Annotated in this window: 16 protein-coding genes and 1 pseudogene; 2 read left to right on the forward strand and 15 right to left on the reverse strand. The window is 63.7% G+C overall.

The window, feature by feature from the left end:
* Positions 1-162 precede the first annotated feature (162 nt).
* Entirely contained in the window at positions 163-1434 is a 1272-nt protein-coding gene (locus BJQ17_RS18080) for an Hsp70 family protein (RefSeq protein WP_012053839.1), read from the reverse strand.
* 164 nt (positions 1435-1598) lie between these two features.
* Between BJQ17_RS18080 and cbpA the strand changes: the two genes are divergently transcribed.
* Positions 1599-2558: a curved DNA-binding protein gene (cbpA, locus tag BJQ17_RS18085; RefSeq protein ID WP_010955454.1), complete on the forward strand. Its 960-nt coding sequence runs from the start codon at positions 1599-1601 to the stop codon at positions 2556-2558.
* A 2-nt stretch (positions 2559-2560) separates the two neighbouring features.
* Complete coding sequence (locus BJQ17_RS18090; RefSeq protein WP_070096402.1) at positions 2561-2866, forward strand: chaperone modulator CbpM; 306 nt, start codon at positions 2561-2563, stop codon at positions 2864-2866.
* A gap of 143 nt (positions 2867-3009) precedes the next feature.
* Here the strand turns inward: BJQ17_RS18090 and BJQ17_RS18095 are convergent, their stop codons facing one another.
* The 14 genes and pseudogenes from BJQ17_RS18095 to BJQ17_RS18160 form a co-directional block, all read right to left on the reverse strand.
* On the reverse strand, positions 3010-3525 hold the full coding sequence (locus BJQ17_RS18095) for a GNAT family N-acetyltransferase (protein ID WP_070096403.1): 516 nt from the start codon (positions 3523-3525) through the stop codon (positions 3010-3012).
* Between the two features lie 31 nt (positions 3526-3556).
* A complete protein-coding gene (gene urtE, locus BJQ17_RS18100) occupies positions 3557-4255 on the reverse strand; it encodes an urea ABC transporter ATP-binding subunit UrtE (protein WP_003249634.1) in 699 nt (232 codons plus the stop codon).
* Positions 4256-4409: 154 nt separating this feature from the next.
* Positions 4410-5267 carry an urea ABC transporter ATP-binding protein UrtD gene (gene urtD / locus BJQ17_RS18105; protein ID WP_010955450.1) on the reverse strand — a complete coding sequence of 286 codons (858 nt, stop codon included), beginning with the start codon at positions 5265-5267 and terminating at the stop codon, positions 4410-4412.
* A complete protein-coding gene (gene urtC / locus BJQ17_RS18110; RefSeq protein WP_070096404.1) occupies positions 5264-6343 on the reverse strand; it encodes an urea ABC transporter permease subunit UrtC in 1080 nt (359 codons plus the stop codon). The genes urtD and urtC overlap by 4 nt, the downstream gene beginning before the upstream one ends.
* Entirely contained in the window at positions 6343-7830 is a 1488-nt protein-coding gene (gene urtB / locus BJQ17_RS18115; protein WP_070096405.1) for an urea ABC transporter permease subunit UrtB, read from the reverse strand. The genes urtC and urtB overlap by 1 nt, the downstream gene beginning before the upstream one ends.
* 140 nt (positions 7831-7970) lie before the next feature.
* Complete coding sequence (gene urtA / locus BJQ17_RS18120) at positions 7971-9236, reverse strand: urea ABC transporter substrate-binding protein (protein WP_003249642.1); 1266 nt, start codon at positions 9234-9236, stop codon at positions 7971-7973.
* Between the two features lie 250 nt (positions 9237-9486).
* Positions 9487-10377: pseudogene (locus tag BJQ17_RS18125) on the reverse strand (amino acid permease); the annotation flags it as partial.
* A gap of 194 nt (positions 10378-10571) precedes the next feature.
* Positions 10572-11939: a PepSY domain-containing protein gene (locus tag BJQ17_RS18130; RefSeq protein ID WP_070096406.1), complete on the reverse strand. Its 1368-nt coding sequence runs from the start codon at positions 11937-11939 to the stop codon at positions 10572-10574.
* Between the two features lie 56 nt (positions 11940-11995).
* On the reverse strand, positions 11996-14062 hold the full coding sequence (locus BJQ17_RS18135; protein WP_070096407.1) for a TonB-dependent copper receptor: 2067 nt from the start codon (positions 14060-14062) through the stop codon (positions 11996-11998).
* A gap of 66 nt (positions 14063-14128) precedes the next feature.
* The gene (locus BJQ17_RS18140; protein ID WP_070096408.1) at positions 14129-14560 is read right to left on the reverse strand and encodes a DUF2946 domain-containing protein; all 432 of its coding nucleotides are present in this window, start codon (positions 14558-14560) and stop codon (positions 14129-14131) included.
* A 22-nt stretch (positions 14561-14582) separates the two neighbouring features.
* Positions 14583-15068 (reverse strand): copper chaperone PCu(A)C, encoded by a 486-nt coding sequence (locus tag BJQ17_RS18145; RefSeq protein ID WP_003249653.1) that lies wholly within the window; start codon positions 15066-15068, stop codon positions 14583-14585.
* A 47-nt stretch (positions 15069-15115) separates the two neighbouring features.
* Complete coding sequence (locus BJQ17_RS18150) at positions 15116-15505, reverse strand: DUF2946 domain-containing protein (protein ID WP_010955443.1); 390 nt, start codon at positions 15503-15505, stop codon at positions 15116-15118.
* A 222-nt stretch (positions 15506-15727) separates the two neighbouring features.
* Positions 15728-16582, reverse strand: coding sequence for an SPFH domain-containing protein (locus BJQ17_RS18155; protein ID WP_010955442.1), 855 nt, complete (start codon positions 16580-16582; stop codon positions 15728-15730).
* Positions 16583-16608: 26 nt separating this feature from the next.
* The gene (locus tag BJQ17_RS18160) at positions 16609-17046 is read right to left on the reverse strand and encodes an NfeD family protein (protein ID WP_049586722.1); all 438 of its coding nucleotides are present in this window, start codon (positions 17044-17046) and stop codon (positions 16609-16611) included.
* Between the last annotated feature and the right edge of the window lie 53 nt (positions 17047-17099).

The raw sequence follows: 17099 nt of genomic DNA on the forward strand, positions 1-17099 counted from the left end.
CGCTCCTACGACGGCCTATAGCCAATCTCCGATGTGTGTCCACCCCCGATCGGGCGTAGGAGCGGGTTTACCCGCGAATACGGTAGCGGCGGCAACGGTGAACGGCGGGTGAAGATTGGCCAGCAGCCCCAGCCCGTTCGCGGCTACAGGCTAAACGACAAATCAGGCCGCGCCGTAACGCTTGCGCGCCTCGATGGCCAGCCCGCTACCAATGCTGCCAAAGATGTTGCCTTCCACATGCCGCGCATTCGGCAGCATCGCCGAAACACTGTTGCGCAGCGCCGGAATGCCGCTTGAACCACCGGTGAAGAACACCGTATCGACCTGGTCTTCGCTTACCCCAGCCTTGGCCAGCAGTTCGGTCACGCTACCGCGCACGCGCTCCAGCAGGCCTTCGATCGCCTCTTCGAACAGCGCGCGGGTCAGTTCCGCAGTCAGCTCGGGCTCGACGCGCCGCAGGTCGATGTGGCGGCTGTCATGCTCGGTCAGCTCGATCTTGCTGGCTTCTACTTCCATCGCCAGCCAGTGCCCAGCGCGCTGCTCGATCAGTTTGAACAGGCGATCGATGCCGAAGCTGTCCTCGATGTCATAGCGCATGCTACCCAGCGCCAACTGTGATTTCTGCGAATACAAGGCGTTGATGGTGTGCCAGGTGGCCAGGTTGAGGTGGTAGCTGGTCGGCATCAGCGCACCACTCTTCATGCGGCTGCCATAGCCAAACAACGGCATCACGCCCTGAAGGCTCAGTTGCTTGTCGAAGTCGGTACCGCCAATGTGCACACCGCCGGTGGCGAGGATGTCGCTTTGGCGCTCGGCGACCAGGTGGCGCTCGGGCGACAGGCGGATCAGGGTGAAGTCCGAGGTACCACCGCCGATGTCGACGATCAGCACCAGCTCTTCGCGGCTGATGCTCGACTCATAGTCGAAGGCCGCGGCAATCGGTTCGTACTGGAACGACACGTCCTTGAAGCCGATTTTGCGCGCCACTTCGGCCAAGGTGTCCTCGGCCTCCTGGTCGGCAGCCGGGTCTTCGTCGACGAAGAACACCGGGCGGCCCAGCACCACCTGGTCGAATTCACGGCCAGCGGCCGCTTCAGCACGCTTCTTGAGCTCGCCGATGAACATGCCCAGCAGGTCCTTGAACGGCAGGGCGCTGCCCAGCACGCTGGTGTCGTGCTTGATCAGCTTCGAGCCCAGCAGGCTTTTCAGCGAGCGCATCAGGCGGCCTTCGTAGCCTTCCAGGTACTCGTGCAGCGCCAGGCGGCCATACACCGGGCGCCGCTCTTCGATATTGAAGAACACCACCGAGGGCAAGGTGATCTTGCCGTCTTCCAGGGCAATCAGCGACTCGACGCCAGGCCGGTGCCAACCGACCGTGGAGTTGGAGGTGCCAAAGTCGATGCCCAAGGCGCGGGCCGGTGATACGTCAGACATGGGAAATGGGCTTCCGGAGGCAAAACGGCCGCGCAGTGTATGCCAGTTGGCTACAGAATCAAGACCAGTCGTCTGCCTTGAGGCAAACCCAAGTCGGTCTTGAAAGGCTATGCTTGACCCCTATCTTCAGTTGCAACACGCACATTCACATTGGTGATCCACAAATGGACTTCAAAGACTATTACAAGATACTCGGCGTAGAGCCCACTGCGGACGAAAAGGCGATCAAGGCCGCGTACCGCAAACTGGCGCGCAAGTATCACCCCGATGTCAGTAAGGAGCGCGACGCCGAGGAGAAATTCAAGGAGGCCAACGAGGCCTATGAGGTGCTGGGCGACGCGCAGAAACGTGCCGAGTTCGACGAAATCCGCAAGTACGGCGGCCAGCATGGCCGGCCGTTCCAGGCACCACCGGGTTGGGAAAGCCGCGGTGGCGGCGGCGGCTTCGAAGGCGGCGACTTCTCCGACTTCTTCAGCTCGATCTTCGGTGGGCGCAGTGCGGGTGGCAACCCCTTCGGTGGCGCCCGGCAGCAGCAACGCAGTGCCGGCAGGCGGGGGCAGGACGTGGAGCTTGAACTGGCAGTGTTCCTTGAAGAGACCCTGAGCAAGGAGTCCAAGCAGATCAGCTTCCAGGTGCCGCAAACCAATGCCATGGGCCAGCGCACCGGCTTCACCACCAAGACCTTGAACGTGAGGATTCCGGCTGGGGTGACCGACGGCGAGCGCATCCGCCTCAAGGGCCAGGGCGCGCCCGGCAGCGGTGGCGGGGCCAACGGTGACCTGTTCCTGACCATCCGCATGGCACCGCACCCGCTGTTCGATGTCGAAGGTCATGACCTGATCATCACTGTGCCATTGGCACCGTGGGAGGCGGCCCTGGGCGCCAAGGTGGCGGTTCCGACCCTGGATGGCAAGATCAACCTGACCATCCGTCCTGACAGCCAGAGCGGCCAGCGCCTGCGTGTACCGGGCAAGGGCCTGGCGAACAAGCAGGGAGAGCGCGGCAACCTTTATGCGCAGCTCAAGGTGGTGATGCCGCCTGCGTCGGACGAATCTGCCCGCGAACTCTGGACCAAGCTTTCCGAGAAAGCTGCGTTCAACCCGAGGACACAATGGAGTAAGTGATCATGAGCAGCACCCTGATCGTTCAACTGGACATGCGTACCCTGTGTCAGGAAGCCGATGTCACGGCTGAATGCGTGATCGAAATCGTCGAGCACGGCATTGTCGAACCTTCCGGGCGAACGCCGGAGGACTGGCTGTTTGACGATCAGGCGCCGTTGTTGACCAAACGAGCGGTGAAGCTGCACCAGGAGCTGGAACTGGAGTGGGAAGGGGTGGCGCTGGCGCTGGAGCTGTTGCAGGAAGTGCAGCAGTTGCGCAGTGAGAACAGCATGCTGAAGCAGCGGCTGGGCCGGTTTATCCAGATGTAGGTTGCCTTGCCGGCATCTGTGGGAGCGGCCTTGTGTCGCGATGGGCTGTGCAGCAGCCCCAGCTCTTTGCTCCACCGCAAAATTGCCGGGGCTGCTTTGCAGCCCGTTCGCGACACAAGGCCGCTCCCACAATGGACCGCATTTCAGGTTGGTTCGGCGCCCGGGTTCAGCACCAGTTGCATGAAGGTCAGATCAAGCCAGCGGCCAAACTTTACGCCCACCTGCGGCATCTGGCCGGTCACCACGAAGCCCAGCCGCTCATGCAGGCGCACCGACGCTGCATTACCACGCTCGATCGCTGCCACCATCACATGCTTGCCACATCCGCGCGCGCGCTCGACCAGCGCCGCCATCAACACCGGCCCCAGCCCTTTGCCACGCTGGTCACTGCGCACGTACACCGAGTGCTCAACGGTCAGGCGAAAGCCCTCGAAAGGCCGCCAGTCGCCAAACGAGGCATACCCCAGCACGCCGGTTTCATCGACCGCCACCAGAATCGGGTAGCCCTGCTGCGCACGCGCTTCAAACCAGGCCTGGCGGTTGTCGAGGTCCACCGGGGTTTCGTTCCAGATCGCCGTGGTGTTGAGCACCGCGTCGTTGTAGATGTCGAGTATGCCTGGCACATCGGTGGGCAGGGCATCGCGGATTTCGTAGCTCATGACAGCGTCTCGCAAGGTCGTTGCTCGCAGATTAAATGGTTACCAGCCCGCGTACACCTTCGGCTTGCATGTTTTCGCCGCGGCCGCGCTGGATAATTTCGCCGCGGGCCATGACCAGGTACTGGTCAGCCAGCGCTTCGGCAAAGTCGTAGAACTGCTCTACCAGCAAAATCGCCATGTCGCCACGCTCGGCCAGGCGGCGGATGACCGCGCCGATTTCCTTGATCACCGACGGCTGGATGCCCTCGGTCGGCTCGTCGAGAATCAGCAGGCGCGGGCGGCTGGCCAGGGCGCGGCCGATGGCCAGCTGTTGCTGCTGGCCGCCAGACAGGTCGCCACCGCGGCGCTGTTTCATCTGCTCCAGCACAGGGAACAGTTCGTAGATGAAGGCCGGTACCTCGCGGGCTTCACGGGCGGGGAAGCGCGACAGGCCCATCAGCAGGTTTTCCTCGACGGTCAGGCGCGGGAAGATCTCGCGGCCCTGGGGCACGTAGGCGATTCCGGCCTGCACCCGTTGCTGTGGTTTGAACGCGGTGATCGGCTTGCCTTCCCATTCGATGCTGCCGTCGCGGGCGGGCACCAGGCCCATCAGGCAGCGCAGCAAGGTGGTCTTGCCCACGCCGTTGCGGCCCAGCAGGCAGGTCACTTCGCCGACCTTGGCTTCGAAGGACAGGCCGCGCAGGATGTGGCTGCCGCCGTAGTACTGGTGCAGGGTGTCGATCTTGAGCATGTGAGAGTTCCTGAAAGGGATGCTGTGCCTAAGCCGGCCTTTTCGCGGGCAACCCCGCTCCTACGACGGGAACCGCCCCATGGCATTACGCCCCCTGTAGGAGCGGGTTTACCCGCGAAGAGGCCGGCACAGGCGCCAAAAATTTCAAATCCGGTCACCGGCCCAGATACACCTCGACCACCCGCTCATCTGCCTGCACCTGCTCCAGCGAGCCTTCCGCCAGCACGCTCCCCTGGTGCAGCACGGTCACATGGTCGGCAATGCTGCCGACGAAGCCCATGTCATGCTCCACCACCATCAGCGAATGCTTGCCAGCCAGGCCCTTGAACAGCTCGGCGGTAAATTCGGTCTCGGCATCGGTCATGCCGGCCACCGGTTCATCGAGCAGCAGCAGTTGCGGCTCCTGCACCAGCAGCATGCCGATCTCCAGAAACTGCTTCTGCCCATGCGACAGCAAGCCGGCCTGGCGCTGGGCCAGCGGCAGCAGGCGCAAGGTGGTCAGCACGTCCTCGATACGCTGGCGCTGGTCACCGCTCAGGCGCGCGGCCAGGCTGGCCCACACCGACTTGTCGGTCTTCAGCGCCAGTTCCAGGTTCTCGAACACGGTCAGCGCTTCGAACACTGTGGGCTTCTGGAACTTGCGGCCAATGCCGGCCTGGGCGATCTGGTATTCGCTCATGCGGGTCAGGTCGAGGGTATCGCCGAAGTAAGCCGTGCCGCTGTCGGGGCGGGTCTTGCCGGTGATTACGTCCATCATCGTGGTCTTGCCGGCGCCGTTGGGGCCGATGATGCAGCGCAGCTCGCCCACCCCGATGTACAGGTTCAGCGTGTTGAGCGCCTTGAAGCCATCGAAGCTGACGCTGATGTCTTCAAGGCTCAGCACCGTACCGTGGCGGGTGTCGAGGCCGGCCTTGCGGCTTTGGCCCAGGCCGATGGCATCGCGCCCGGCGCCGAGGTTGTCGAATACCGGTTCCAGCATGAACTCCGGGTGGACTGGGGGCACGCCTCTCATGGCTGGCTCCTTTTCTTCAACAGGCCGACCACGCCCTTGGGCAGGTACAGGGTAACGAGGATGAACAACGCGCCGAGGAAGAACAGCCAGAACTCGGGGAAGGCCACGGTGAACCAGCTTTTCATGCCGTTGACCAGGCCGGCACCGAGCAGCGGGCCGATCAACGTGCCGCGCCCGCCCAAGGCTACCCAGACGGCGGCTTCGATCGAGTTGGTCGGCGACATCTCGCTGGGGTTGATGATGCCCACCTGCGGTACGTACAGCGCACCGGCCAGGCCGCACAGCACGGCGCTCAGTACCCACACCAGCAGCTTGAAGCCGCGCGGGTCGTAGCCGCAGAACATCATGCGGTTTTCAGCGTCACGCACGGCGGTGAGCAGGCGGCCGAACTTGCTGCGGGTCAGGCGCCAGCACAGGTACAGGCTGGCCAGCAGCAGGCCCACGGTCAGCAGGAACAACACCGCGCGGGTGCCCTGGGCTGCAATGTCGAAGCCGAGGATGGTGCGGAAGCTGGTGAAGCCGTTGTTGCCGCCGAAGCCGGTTTCGTTGCGGAAAAACAGCAGCATGCCGGCAAAGGTCAGGGCCTGGGTCATGATCGAGAAGTACACGCCTTTGATCCGCGAGCGGAAAGCGAACCAGCCGAACACCAGCGCCAGCAGCCCGGGCGCCAGCACCACCAGGCACAGGGCCCAGGCGAAATGCTGGGTACCGGCCCAGTACCAGGGCAGCTCGGTCCACGACAGGAAGGTCATGAACCCGGGCAGGCCGTCGCCGGCGGCCTGCCGCATCAGGTACATGCCCATGGCATAGCCGCCCAGGGCGAAGAACAGGCCATGGCCCAGTGACAGCAGCCCGGCATAGCCCCAAACCAGGTCCAGGGCCAAGGCGACGATGGCGTAACAAAGAATCTTGCCGACCAGGGTCAGGGTGTAGGCCGACACGTGCAGGGTATGGTCTGCCGGCAGCAGTGAGCACAGTGGCAAAGCCACCAGCAGCAGGACGACGACGGCACCGAGGGTAAGGGTCAGGCGTGGGCCGGCCTTTTGCGTAGCAGTGACAAGCAGTGGCTGGTTCATCAGTCGATTACCCGTCCCTTGAGGGCGAACAGGCCTTGCGGGCGTTTCTGGATGAACAGAATGATCAACGCAAGGATGAGGATCTTGCCGAGTACGGCACCGATCTGCGGCTCCAGCAGCTTGTTGGCGATGCCCAGGCCGAACGCGGCCCAGAGGCTACCGGCCAGTTGCCCGACGCCGCCGAGCACCACCACCAGGAATGAATCGATGATGTAGCTTTGGCCCAGGTCCGGGCCGACATTGCCCACCTGGCTCAAGGCCACGCCACCGAGCCCTGCGATGCCCGAGCCGAGGCCAAAGGCGAGCATGTCGACGCGCCCGGTGGACACGCCGCAGCAGGCGGCCATGTTGCGGTTCTGGGTGACTGCGCGCACGTTCAGGCCCAACCGGGTACGGTTGAGCAGCAGCCAGGTGAGCAGCACCACGGCCAGGGCGAAGCCGATGATGACCAGGCGGTTGTATGGCAGCACCAGGTTGGGCAGCAGCTGGATGCCGCCAGACAGCCAGGCTGGGTTGCTCACCTCGACGTTCTGCGCGCCGAACAGCAGGCGGATGGCCTGGATCAGGATCAGGCTGATGCCCCAGGTGGCCAGCAGGGTTTCCAGTGGCCGGCCGTACAGGTGGCGGATCACCGTGCGCTCCAGCGCCATGCCGACCCCGGCACTGACGGCGAACGCCACCGGCAGGGCAATCAGCGGGTAGAGCTCGATGGCGCCTGGGGCGAAGCGCTGCAGCAGTACCTGGACCATGTAGGTGCTGTAGGCGCCGAGCATCAACATCTCGCCATGGGCCATGTTGATCACCCCAAGCAGGCCGAAGGTGATCGCAAGGCCCAGCGCTGCCAGCAGCAGGACCGAACCCAGCGACAGGCCGCTGAAGGCCTGGCCGAGCAGTTCGCCTACCAGCAGTTTGCGCTTGACCTGGGCCAGGCTCGTTTCGGCGGCTGTACGCACGCCCGGGTCTAGTTCTGCATCGGGCTGCAGCAGGGCTTCGAGGCGGGTGCGGGCCAGCGGGTCGCCGGTTTCACCCAGCAGGCGCACGGCGGCCAGGCGCACTGCGGGCTCGCTGGCGCCCAGTTGCAGGTTGGCCAGGGCCAGGCCGAGGGCGGCCTGTACAGCGGCGTCCGGCTCGGCGGCGAAGCGCCGGTCGAGGAAGGCCATTTGCGCGGGTTGTGCGCTTTTCTGTAATTGCTGGGCCGCGGCCAGGCGGGTGTCGCTGTTGTCGCTGAGCAACTGGTGGCTGGCCAGGGCGTTGTCGATCAGGCCGCGCAGGCGGTTGTTCAGGCGCACCTTGCGGGTGTCGTCGGCAGCGATGCGGCCTTGGCGCAGGTTTTCCAGCAGCGGCAGGCGCGCAGCATCGGGTTGTGCTGCCCAACCTTCGAGCAGGCGGCCTTGCTCGGCGGGCTTGGCGGTGAGAAAGAATTCGCCCTCGCTGGCGTGGGTTGCCAAGGGCATTAGCAGGAGAAGGGTGAGCAGGAGTCTGAGCATGCGGGCAATCCTGAAAATCGGTGTTGGATTCTTCGCGGGTGAACCCGCTCCTACACAGAGACGGTGCAAGGTTTGAAACCTGCGCGGTCCTTGTAGGAGCGGGTTCACCCGCGAATGGGCTGCAAAGCAGCCCCATGCACTCAGTTACCTTTCACGGCGTAATCTGGCCGCTTGTCATTGCCCGGAATGAACGGGCTCCAAGGCTGCGCCCTTAGCGGCTGCTCGGTTTCCCACACCACGCTGAACTGGCCGTCATCCTGAATCTCGCCGATCATCACCGGCTTGTGCAGGTGGTGGTTGGTCTTGTCCATGGTCAGGGTGAAGCCCGACGGCGCCTCGAAGCTCTGCCCGGCCAGTGCTTCGCGGACCTTGTCAACGTCAGTGGACTTGGCTTTCTCGACAGCCTGGGCCCACATGTGGATGCCCACGTAGGTGGCTTCCATGGGGTCGTTGGTCACGGCCTTATCGGCACCCGGCAGGCCCTTGGCCTTGGCGTAGGCCTTCCAGTCGGCGACGAATTTCTGGTTGACCGGGTTGTCCACCGATTCGAAGTAGTTCCATGCCGCCAGGTGGCCCACCAGCGGTTTGGTATCGATGCCGCGCAGTTCCTCCTCGCCCACCGAGAAGGCCACCACCGGCACGTCGGTGGCCTTCAGGCCCTGGTTGGCCAGTTCCTTGTAGAACGGCACGTTGGAGTCACCGTTGACTGTGGATATGACAGCGGTCTTGCCGCCGGCGGAGAACTTTTTGATGCTGGCGACAATGGTCTGGTAATCAGCGTGGCCAAAGGGCGTGTAAACCTCTTCGATGTCCTTGTCGGCCACGCCTTTGCTGTGCAGGAATGCGCGCAGGATCTTGTTGGTGGTGCGCGGGTAGACGTAATCGGTGCCCAACAGGAAGAAGCGCTTGGCGCTGCCGCCGTCCTCGCTCATCAGGTATTCCACGGCCGGGATGGCCTGCTGGTTCGGGGCGGCGCCCGTGTAGAACACGTTCGGCGACATCTCTTCGCCCTCATACTGCACCGGGTAGAAAAGCAGGCCGTTGAGTTCTTCGAACACCGGTAGAACGGACTTGCGCGACACGGAGGTCCAGCAGCCGAACACCACGGCCACTTTGTCCTGGGTCAGCAGTTGGCGGCTCTTTTCAGCGAACAGCGGCCAGTTGGACGCCGGGTCGACCACCACCGGTTCCAGCATCTTGCCGTTAACGCCACCCTTGGCGTTGATCTGCTCGATGGTCATCAGCGCCATGTCCTTGAGCGATGTCTCGGAAATGGCCATGGTCCCGGAAAGCGAATGCAGGATACCGACCTTGATGGTCTCGGCGGCCTGGATACTCCAGCTCAGGCCCATCGCCGCGATCGATGCGCTGAGGGTAAGGGCCTTGATCAGACTGCGACGCTTCATGTGCTCTCTCCGCTGAGTTTTTTATGGTGTTGGGCAAGCGGGGAGGGCGTTGCAAGGGCTGTGCCTAGTGGCGAAAGGTACGGTTTAGAGGGGTTGTGCGAGGTGTTGGGGCGTTTGTTGGATCCAGGTTGGTGCCTGATGGATTTGTGTGCACAGGATTGGGGCCGCGGTGCGGCCCATCGCGACACAAGGCTGTTCCCACATCGGACGGCGTACACCGTTGCCTTCGTGGGAACAGCCCCCGAGGCGATCAGCCGTTATGCACAGCCGTGCGGGGATGGCGCCTGCTGCGTACGAGCTGGTAGGTCACCGCCAGCACGACAAACCAGATCGGTGTCACCACCAGTGCTGAACGCGTATCCGCCTCCAGGCTCAGCAACACCAGGATGAACGCAAAGAACGACAGGCACACGTAGCACATGAAGCGCCCGCCCGGCATCTTGTAGTTCGACGCCTGGTGCAGCGCCGCGCGGTCTTTGCGGTACTTCAGGTATGACAGCAGGATCAGCGTCCACACGAACATGAACAGTACCGCCGACACGGTGGTGACCAAGGTGAATGCCTCGACCACGTTCGGCACGAGGTAGATCAGCACCGCACCGAGCAACAGGCAGGTACACGAGAAATACAGGCCGTTGGCCGGCACCGAACGGCTCGACAGCTTCTCGAAGGCCTTGGGCGCGTCACCTTCCTGCGACAGGCCGTAGAGCATGCGGCTGGTGGAGAACACGCCGCTGTTGGCCGACGAAGCCGCCGAGGTCAGCACCACGAAATTGATGATGCTTGCCGCCGCCGGCAGGCCTGCCAGCACGAACAACTCAACGAACGGGCTCTTGCCTGGCACCACGTCGCGCCACGGGGTTACGGCCATGATCGCGATCAGCGCCAGCACATAGAACACGATGATACGGATCGGGATCGAATTGATCGCCCGCGGCAGGGTGCGTTCCGGGTTCTTCGCTTCGGCAGCGGTGGTACCCACCAGCTCGATGCCGACGAAGGCGAACACGGCGATCTGGAAACCGGCGAAGAAGCCCATCAGGCCATGGGGGAACATGCCGCCGTCATTCCACAGGTTGGCCAGCTGGGCGGTGCGCCCGCTGGGCGAGGTGAAGCCGGTGATGACCATGTACAGGCCAGTCTTCTTGTCAGAGGTAGCCGGCTAGGCTAACACGCGCGTTCCAGATCGGGGCGCGACAGATCGACTCTCCATTTGCAGCTCAGCATTTGGCCTGTACCGGCCTCTTCGCGGGTAAACCCGCTCCTACAAAGGCAACGCGGTCCCCTGTAGGAGCGGGTTTACCCGCGAAGAGGCCAGCACAGGCAACACAAGGCTCAAGCGCTGGCCAAGACCCGGCGGCGCCTCACCACCAAACTATCCACCCCCCACATCACCACCATCGACACCCCCACCAGCGGGAACATCACCCCCAGCACCAGCATCACTGCCACTGCCGCCTTCCAGCGTGGCAGGTCATGACGCAAAGGCGGTACGCCCAGGCCGCCTTCAGGCCGGCGCTTCCACCACATCACCAGCCCGCTCACCGAACCCAGCAGGATCATCAGGCACACCAGCAGGATGATGATCTGGTTCAGCGCCCCGAACATCTTGCCTTCGTGCAGCATCACGCCCAGCTCGGTGGCGCGGGCAACCGGGCTGTAGTCCTGCCAGCGCACATCGGCCAGAACCTTGCCGGTGTATTGGTCGACATGCAGGGTGGCGTCGTTGCGCGGGTCGTCGGCGAACACGGCAATGGTGAACACCCCGTCGGCAGTGGTGGGCAGGGTAATGCTGTAGCCCGGCTCGACCTGACGCGAAGTGGCAATGTCTTCGACTTGCTGCACGCTCACCTGGGGCGCTGCGGGCAGGTCCGACATCATGTGGTGCCCGCCGTGCTCGGCGTGTGCACCGGACTGTGGCATCGGCGTGTTTTCCATGGCCCAGGGCACGGTCTGGCGGTGTGCGCTGTTCAGCTCACGCGCCTGCTGGTCCGACGTGGGCACGTCGTTCCACATGGCTGCCGGGAAGCGGTTCCACAAATCAGCGTACTGCTTGCCCCACAAGCCGGTCCAGGTCATGCCGCTGACCAGCATCAACAACAGCAAGGCCGAACCCCAGAAACCGGTTACCGCGTGCAGGTCTCGCCAGAACAGCCGGCCGCGCGCCGACAGCCGCGGCCAAAGCACGCCAGCGCCACTGCGCCCGCGCGGCCACCACAGGTACAGGCCCGATACCACCAGCACGATGCCCCAGCCCGCCGCCAGTTCCACCAGCCGGTCACCGACCGTGCCGACCATCAGCTCGCCATGCAGGGCGCGGGCGATGGCCTGCAGGTTCTGCTTGCCGTCCTGTTCGCCGAGGACCTTGCCGCTGTATGGGTCGACGAACACGTTCAGTTCGCGCCCGCCGTCATGCACCACGAACTGCGCACTGCGCGCGGCGTTCAGTGGCGGCAAGTACTGGGCGATGTGGCCCTTTGGGTAGGCCTGGCGCACTTCAGCCAGCATCGTGTCTGCACCCTGCCGGTGCTGGCCGGCCTCGACCACCATCAGGTCGCGGTACAGCAGCGGGTCGAGCTGGGGCTTGAACAAATAGATGATCCCGGTGATTGCCAACAGGATCATGAACGGGGCCACGAACAGCCCCGCATAAAAATGCCAACGCCAGGCCAGGTTATAGAAAGAGACGCGTGTTCCTCTCATGGGAACCTCCTTTTTTGACCAGCTGAAAGGCGCAACCGAAGCTGCGCCCGTTGTTGTCAGAAGCTGAAATCGACCTTGGTCCAGAAGGTCCTGCCTGGCTCGTTGACCGGCTGTGGATCTGTAGCCGGGTAGCCGAACCCGGCGTTCCCGGCCAGGTTCAAGTGCTCGGCGTAGGTTTTGTCGAACAGGTTGTCGACCCCTGCGCTGAGCTTGAGGTTGTTGTTCACCTTGTAGGCGCCGTTCAGGGAGAACACGCCGAAGCCGGCGCTCTTGTCATAGTCCTTGCCGACGACGTTCCCTTGGTTTTCGGCAATGCGGTTCTGCGCCGCCACCAGCCGCCACAGTGCGCCGACGCTCCACACATCGCGGCTGTAGGTCAGGCCCAGGCGGCTTTCCAGGGGAGGCATTTGAGGTAGCGCCTTGCCGTCACTGCTGTTCTTGCCCCAAGCGTAGGCAAGCGTGGCGTCGGCCTTCCAGTTGTCAGTCAGCTGGTAGGCGGCGCCCAGTTCGCCACCCATGATGCGGGCGTCGATGTTCTGCGCCTGCGAGGTGCTCATGCCCATCATGCCGGTGCGGTAGTCGAACAGGATGTAGTCGCGAATCTGCCCGACATAGCCCGAAGCCCAGGCCTCCAGGCGCTCGGTGCGGTACTGGATGCCGAAGTCGAGCTGGGTGGTTTTCTCTGGCTTGATGCCGTCGAAGGCGTTGGCTGCCCCGGCGGGTGCCAGCTTGGGTGAGAACAGCTCCCAGTAGTCGGGGAAGCGCTGGGCGTGGCCGAGGCCGATGTAGGTGGTGGCTGGAATGGCTGCAAGGTCGTGCTCGTAGCGGATGAAACCGCTCGGCAAGGTGTCGGCACGGGTGTCGCCTTCGGTGGCGCTGGTTTTGCGGAAGTCACGCGCCGAGGCGCGGTCCAGACGGGCGCCGGTAATCAAGCGGTCCTCGCCGCTGACGTACCAGGTCAGTTCGCTGAAGGCGCCGTAGTTGTGGAAGTCGGCGTCCTTGGTCCAGGCCTGGCCCTTGTGTGCGTCCACACCCATACCGCCACGCTTGCGATGTTCGTTGGTTTGCGCGTCGATGCCGCTGATCAGCTGCACGTCGGCCCAGCGCCAGGTGGCCTTGATGCGTGCACCCATGGTGCGGCGGTCGACGTTGCTGACCATCGGCATGCCCATCATGCCGCTACCCGACGGCGTGCGCAGGCTGTAGTTGTCCATCACATGGTCGGCGTAGTTGTAGTAGACCTGCGCCTCGACCTTGTCGAGCACCTCGCCGAGGTTGGACTTTTCAAAGCGCAGGCCCAGGCTTTCGCGCTTGAACTGCGAACCGTCCATGTCGCGCCCGGCATAGCGGGCTTCGCCGTCACCCTTGCCGGCAGTCAGCTCCAGCAAGGTGTCCTGGTCGGGTGTCCAGCCGAGGGCGACATCGCCGTTCCACTTATCCCAGCGCGACGGCACGGTGTCGTTGTTACCATCGTGGTAGTCGTCCGAGCGTGACTGGTTGCCGACGAAGCGGGCATAGCCCTGACTGTTGCCGGCCGCAGCATCCAGCACCTTGTCGAAGCGGCCGTTGGAGCCGGCCAGCAGGCTTGCGTTGACGCGGCTGCCGAGGGTGCCGAATTTCTCCGGTTCGCGCTCGAAGAGGATGGTGCCGGCCGAGCCGCCGGGCCCCCAGATGACGCTCTGCGGGCCTTTGATCACGGTCAGGCGGTCGTAGGTTTCTGGCGAAATATAGGACGTGGGCGCGTCCATGCGATTGGGGCAGGCGCCAAGCATCAAGCCACCGTTGGTGAGGATGTTCAGGCGCGAGCCGAACATGCCGCGCAGTACCGGATCGCCGTTGGTACCGCCAGCACGGATTGCCGAGAAGCCGGGGATGGTCTTCAGGTAGTCGGCGCCGTCGCTGGCCGGCACTGGCTGGCGCGGGTCTTTCGGGTTGGTGACCACGGTCAGCGGCGAACTGGGGGCCACGGCGGTGATCACCGTCGGGCTCAACTCGGGTGCGTCGTGCACATGGTCTTCATGGCCAGGGTCGGCGGCCAGGGCCATGGGCGCGAGCAGCGAGCCGCACAGGGCGGCGATGGTCCCACGCAGGGACAAGGCAAAAACAGGGGTGCAGCCTGACATAATGATTCCAGTCGATCAGTCATGAGTTAGCGCGAAGCCTCCTGGCTTCGTGCGCAAAATGTGGTTTCAGACGTTGATCGAAGAAGGCGGGGCGCGGCTGCGCGCACCAGGGAATACAGCCTGCCGGGCATGGCCCTGGTGCGTTGGCGCAAGCAGGTGGGTGGTGGGGACGATGCTGCCGGCGCTGAGCGGGCTGAGGGCCTGGGGCAGGGCCGGGCAGTTGAACAACAGGCTGCAGTAACCGCACTTTTCCCACATCACATGCAACTGGCCATCGCCGCCGTGGCCGTGATGGGCGTCGCCGCCATGCTGATGGGCAGCCGCCATCGGTATGTCCATCGGCATGTTCATGCCCGCGTGGTGGTCCATCGGCATCGACTGGGAAATCAGCGGGCCGATGAAAATCATCCACATGGCGAACAGGCTCAGCCATCCGCCACCGGCGCGCCTGAGGTCAGGGCGGGTGGTACGGCCGATGCTGTGGCGCGGCAGGCTCATGGCGCGTGCCTGTCAGCAGGTATCAGTGCGCGTGTTCGTGGGCTTGCGGCTGGTCCGCAGGCGCCTGCTTCTGCACGGCCACTTCGACGGTGATGTCGCCGGCCTTTTCGAAGTGCAGGGTCAACGGGAAGCGTTTGCCGTCGCTGAGCAGGCTGCGGTCCTTGGGCTGCATCAGCATCACATGGTAGGCACCGGGGGCAAAGGTCAGGTCCTTGCCGGCAGGCACTACCACGCTGGGCACCTGTTGCATCTTCATGGCGCCAGTGGCGCTCATGGCATGCTCGTGCAGTTGCGCGTCATCGCTGATGGGGCTGTCGACGCTGAGCAGGCGGTCATCAGCCTGGCCATTGTTGTGCACCACGAAATACGCGGCGACGTTAGGCGCGTTGGGTGGCAACTGCAGCGACCACGGGTGAGCAATGTGCAGGTCACCCACGCTGTATTCGTGGGCATTGGCAAAGGCGCCAGGCAGCAGCAGGGCGGCCATGACGAGGGCGTGCTTGAGCATGGTGAATCTCCGTTTCCGTTCTGGTTCAGGCAGACAGCATGATGAACTCAGGCTAGCGGAGAGGCACGAGGGTTTAGCCCAGGCCAGAGCTGGCGGGGCGTGGGTGTGTACTTGGCAGGTGGCGGCAGCAGCCCGCTGAGCAGTGTCGGCGGGTTGTGCAACTGTGGCGGGTAGCCGGGCAGGGCCAGCAGCGGCACGGCACCGGAGCAGCACCAGCAGTTCATCATGCCGACGCTGTCGTCACTTTGCGGGCCTAGGTCGATCTTGGCCAGGGCCTGAACGTCGACGTTGGCCTTGTTGGCCATGCTGGAACAGAAAGCCCCCCACAGCAACTGCTCGGCCGTGCCCTTGGGCGCAGCAGAAGACAGCGGCATGGCCAGCAGGTTGAACAGCACTGCAAGGCAGGCTATCCAGGCAATGTGCCGACGTGGGGGCATGGAGAGATCCGGTCAGGAATCGTGGTGGCTATTGTACGGCGGAGTATAGGTAAAAATGCCGGGGTGCGGTGAAGTGACGCAGGTGGTCTGGTAATGGGGGCTGCTGTGCAGCCCGTCGCGACACAAGGCCGCTCCCACAGAATTGCGGCAGCCTCGAATACTGCGCTGTCCTGTGGGAGCGGCCTTGTGTCGCGATAGGGGCGCAAAGCGCCCCCGACAATCTCAAATCTTGTTGCGGCCCATCAACCCGCGCACGGTTTCTTGCAGGTCAGCCGGCAACACCACCACTTTGGCATTGCTGCTCCCCGCCAGGTTCTCCATCGCGCCCACATAGCGTTCGCCCAATAGGTACATCGCCGGTACGGTCTCGTTGCCCACCGCTTCCTTCACCAGCGAAATCGACCGCGCCGAGGCCTCGGCCAGGCTGATCTGTGCCTCGGCATCCAGCCTGGCCGCCTGCAGGCGCGCCTCTGCTTCGAGGATCGCCGCCTGCTTGGCCCCTTCGGCGCGGGTAACGTCGGCCTTGCGCTCACGCTCGGCCGCGGCCTGGCGTTCCATGGCCAGCTGCATGTTTTCCGAAGGTTTGATGTCTTGAATCTCCACCGAGCGCACGGTCACGCCCCAGTCTTCGGTCTGCTCGGACATTGCATCGCGCAGGCGGGCCTTGATTTGCTCGCGGCTGGACAGCGCCTCGTCGAGGTCCATTGCACCGACGATGGCGCGCAGCGAGGTCATGGTCAGGCTGGTGACGGCGAACGAGAAGTCCTGCACGCCATACGAGGCTTTCTGCGGGTCGACTACCTTGGCGAAACACAGGGCGTTGGCGACGATTACCGCGTTGTCCTTGGTGATGATTTCCTGCTGCTGCACATCGAGGATGATGTCCTTGGTCGGCAGGCGGTAGGCGACCACGTCCATGTAGGGGATGACAATGTTCAGGCCCGGCTTGAGGGTGCTGTGGTAGCGACCCAGGCGTTCGACGATCCACTCCTCGCCCTGGGGCACGATGCGCACCCCCTTGAACACGGTGATCAGGACGAACAGGGCGATGGCGCCGACGACGATGAGGCTGGTCATGCTGCAAAATTCCTTTTAATGCGGATTCAGGCCCGGATAACGCGGGCGGTGTTCCCCTCGATGGCGGTCAGGCGTACCCGCTCGCCGGCGGCGATCTGGCTATCGGCGACGCAGGTCCACTCTTCGTTGCCGAGGATCGGCTTCTGGAAGCGTACGCGGCCTTTCTGGAACTCCGACACGGGAGCGGTCAGCAGGCCCACTTCGCCGATCACGCTGTCGGCGGTCCAGCGCACATCCGGCTGCTTGCGCCGGAACACTTTGAACCACAGCACAGTGGTGGCCGACGACAGCAGTACCCACAGCAGGACCTGCATGTCCAGTTGCAGGCTGGGTGCGGCGAGCGAGATAAGCGAGACCAGCACGGCGCCGATGCCGAACCAGAGTATGAAGAACGTTGGGAGGACCAGTTCAAGCAGGATCAGCGCGATGCCGAAGACCAGCCAGATCCACCATTGCATTTCCATATGGGGGAAACCTTCCGGGGGAGGGGCGTCGAGTTTAAGGCAGCAGAGCGGCA

Origin of the sequence: Pseudomonas sp. NBRC 111139 (assembly GCF_001753955.1) — a bacterium.
Lineage (GTDB): Bacteria > Pseudomonadota > Gammaproteobacteria > Pseudomonadales > Pseudomonadaceae > Aquipseudomonas > Aquipseudomonas alloputida.

What these genes read in the sequence shown, in the direction of transcription:
- BJQ17_RS18080 (WP_012053839.1), bottom strand. Translation starts at nt 1,434, where the DNA reads ATGTCTGACGTATCACCGGCCCGCGCCTTGGGCATCGACTTTGGCACC.
- cbpA (WP_010955454.1), top strand. Translation starts at nt 1,599, where the DNA reads ATGGACTTCAAAGACTATTACAAGATACTCGGCGTAGAGCCCACTGCG.
- BJQ17_RS18090 (WP_070096402.1), top strand. Translation starts at nt 2,561, where the DNA reads ATGAGCAGCACCCTGATCGTTCAACTGGACATGCGTACCCTGTGTCAG.
- BJQ17_RS18095 (WP_070096403.1), bottom strand. Translation starts at nt 3,525, where the DNA reads ATGAGCTACGAAATCCGCGATGCCCTGCCCACCGATGTGCCAGGCATA.
- urtE (WP_003249634.1), bottom strand. Translation starts at nt 4,255, where the DNA reads ATGCTCAAGATCGACACCCTGCACCAGTACTACGGCGGCAGCCACATC.
- urtD (WP_010955450.1), bottom strand. Translation starts at nt 5,267, where the DNA reads ATGAGAGGCGTGCCCCCAGTCCACCCGGAGTTCATGCTGGAACCGGTA.
- urtC (WP_070096404.1), bottom strand. Translation starts at nt 6,343, where the DNA reads ATGAACCAGCCACTGCTTGTCACTGCTACGCAAAAGGCCGGCCCACGC.
- urtB (WP_070096405.1), bottom strand. Translation starts at nt 7,830, where the DNA reads ATGCTCAGACTCCTGCTCACCCTTCTCCTGCTAATGCCCTTGGCAACC.
- urtA (WP_003249642.1), bottom strand. Translation starts at nt 9,236, where the DNA reads ATGAAGCGTCGCAGTCTGATCAAGGCCCTTACCCTCAGCGCATCGATC.
- BJQ17_RS18130 (WP_070096406.1), bottom strand. Translation starts at nt 11,939, where the DNA reads ATGAGAGGAACACGCGTCTCTTTCTATAACCTGGCCTGGCGTTGGCAT.
- BJQ17_RS18135 (WP_070096407.1), bottom strand. Translation starts at nt 14,062, where the DNA reads ATGTCAGGCTGCACCCCTGTTTTTGCCTTGTCCCTGCGTGGGACCATC.
- BJQ17_RS18140 (WP_070096408.1), bottom strand. Translation starts at nt 14,560, where the DNA reads ATGAGCCTGCCGCGCCACAGCATCGGCCGTACCACCCGCCCTGACCTC.
- BJQ17_RS18145 (WP_003249653.1), bottom strand. Translation starts at nt 15,068, where the DNA reads ATGCTCAAGCACGCCCTCGTCATGGCCGCCCTGCTGCTGCCTGGCGCC.
- BJQ17_RS18150 (WP_010955443.1), bottom strand. Translation starts at nt 15,505, where the DNA reads ATGCCCCCACGTCGGCACATTGCCTGGATAGCCTGCCTTGCAGTGCTG.
- BJQ17_RS18155 (WP_010955442.1), bottom strand. Translation starts at nt 16,582, where the DNA reads ATGACCAGCCTCATCGTCGTCGGCGCCATCGCCCTGTTCGTCCTGATC.
- BJQ17_RS18160 (WP_049586722.1), bottom strand. Translation starts at nt 17,046, where the DNA reads ATGGAAATGCAATGGTGGATCTGGCTGGTCTTCGGCATCGCGCTGATC.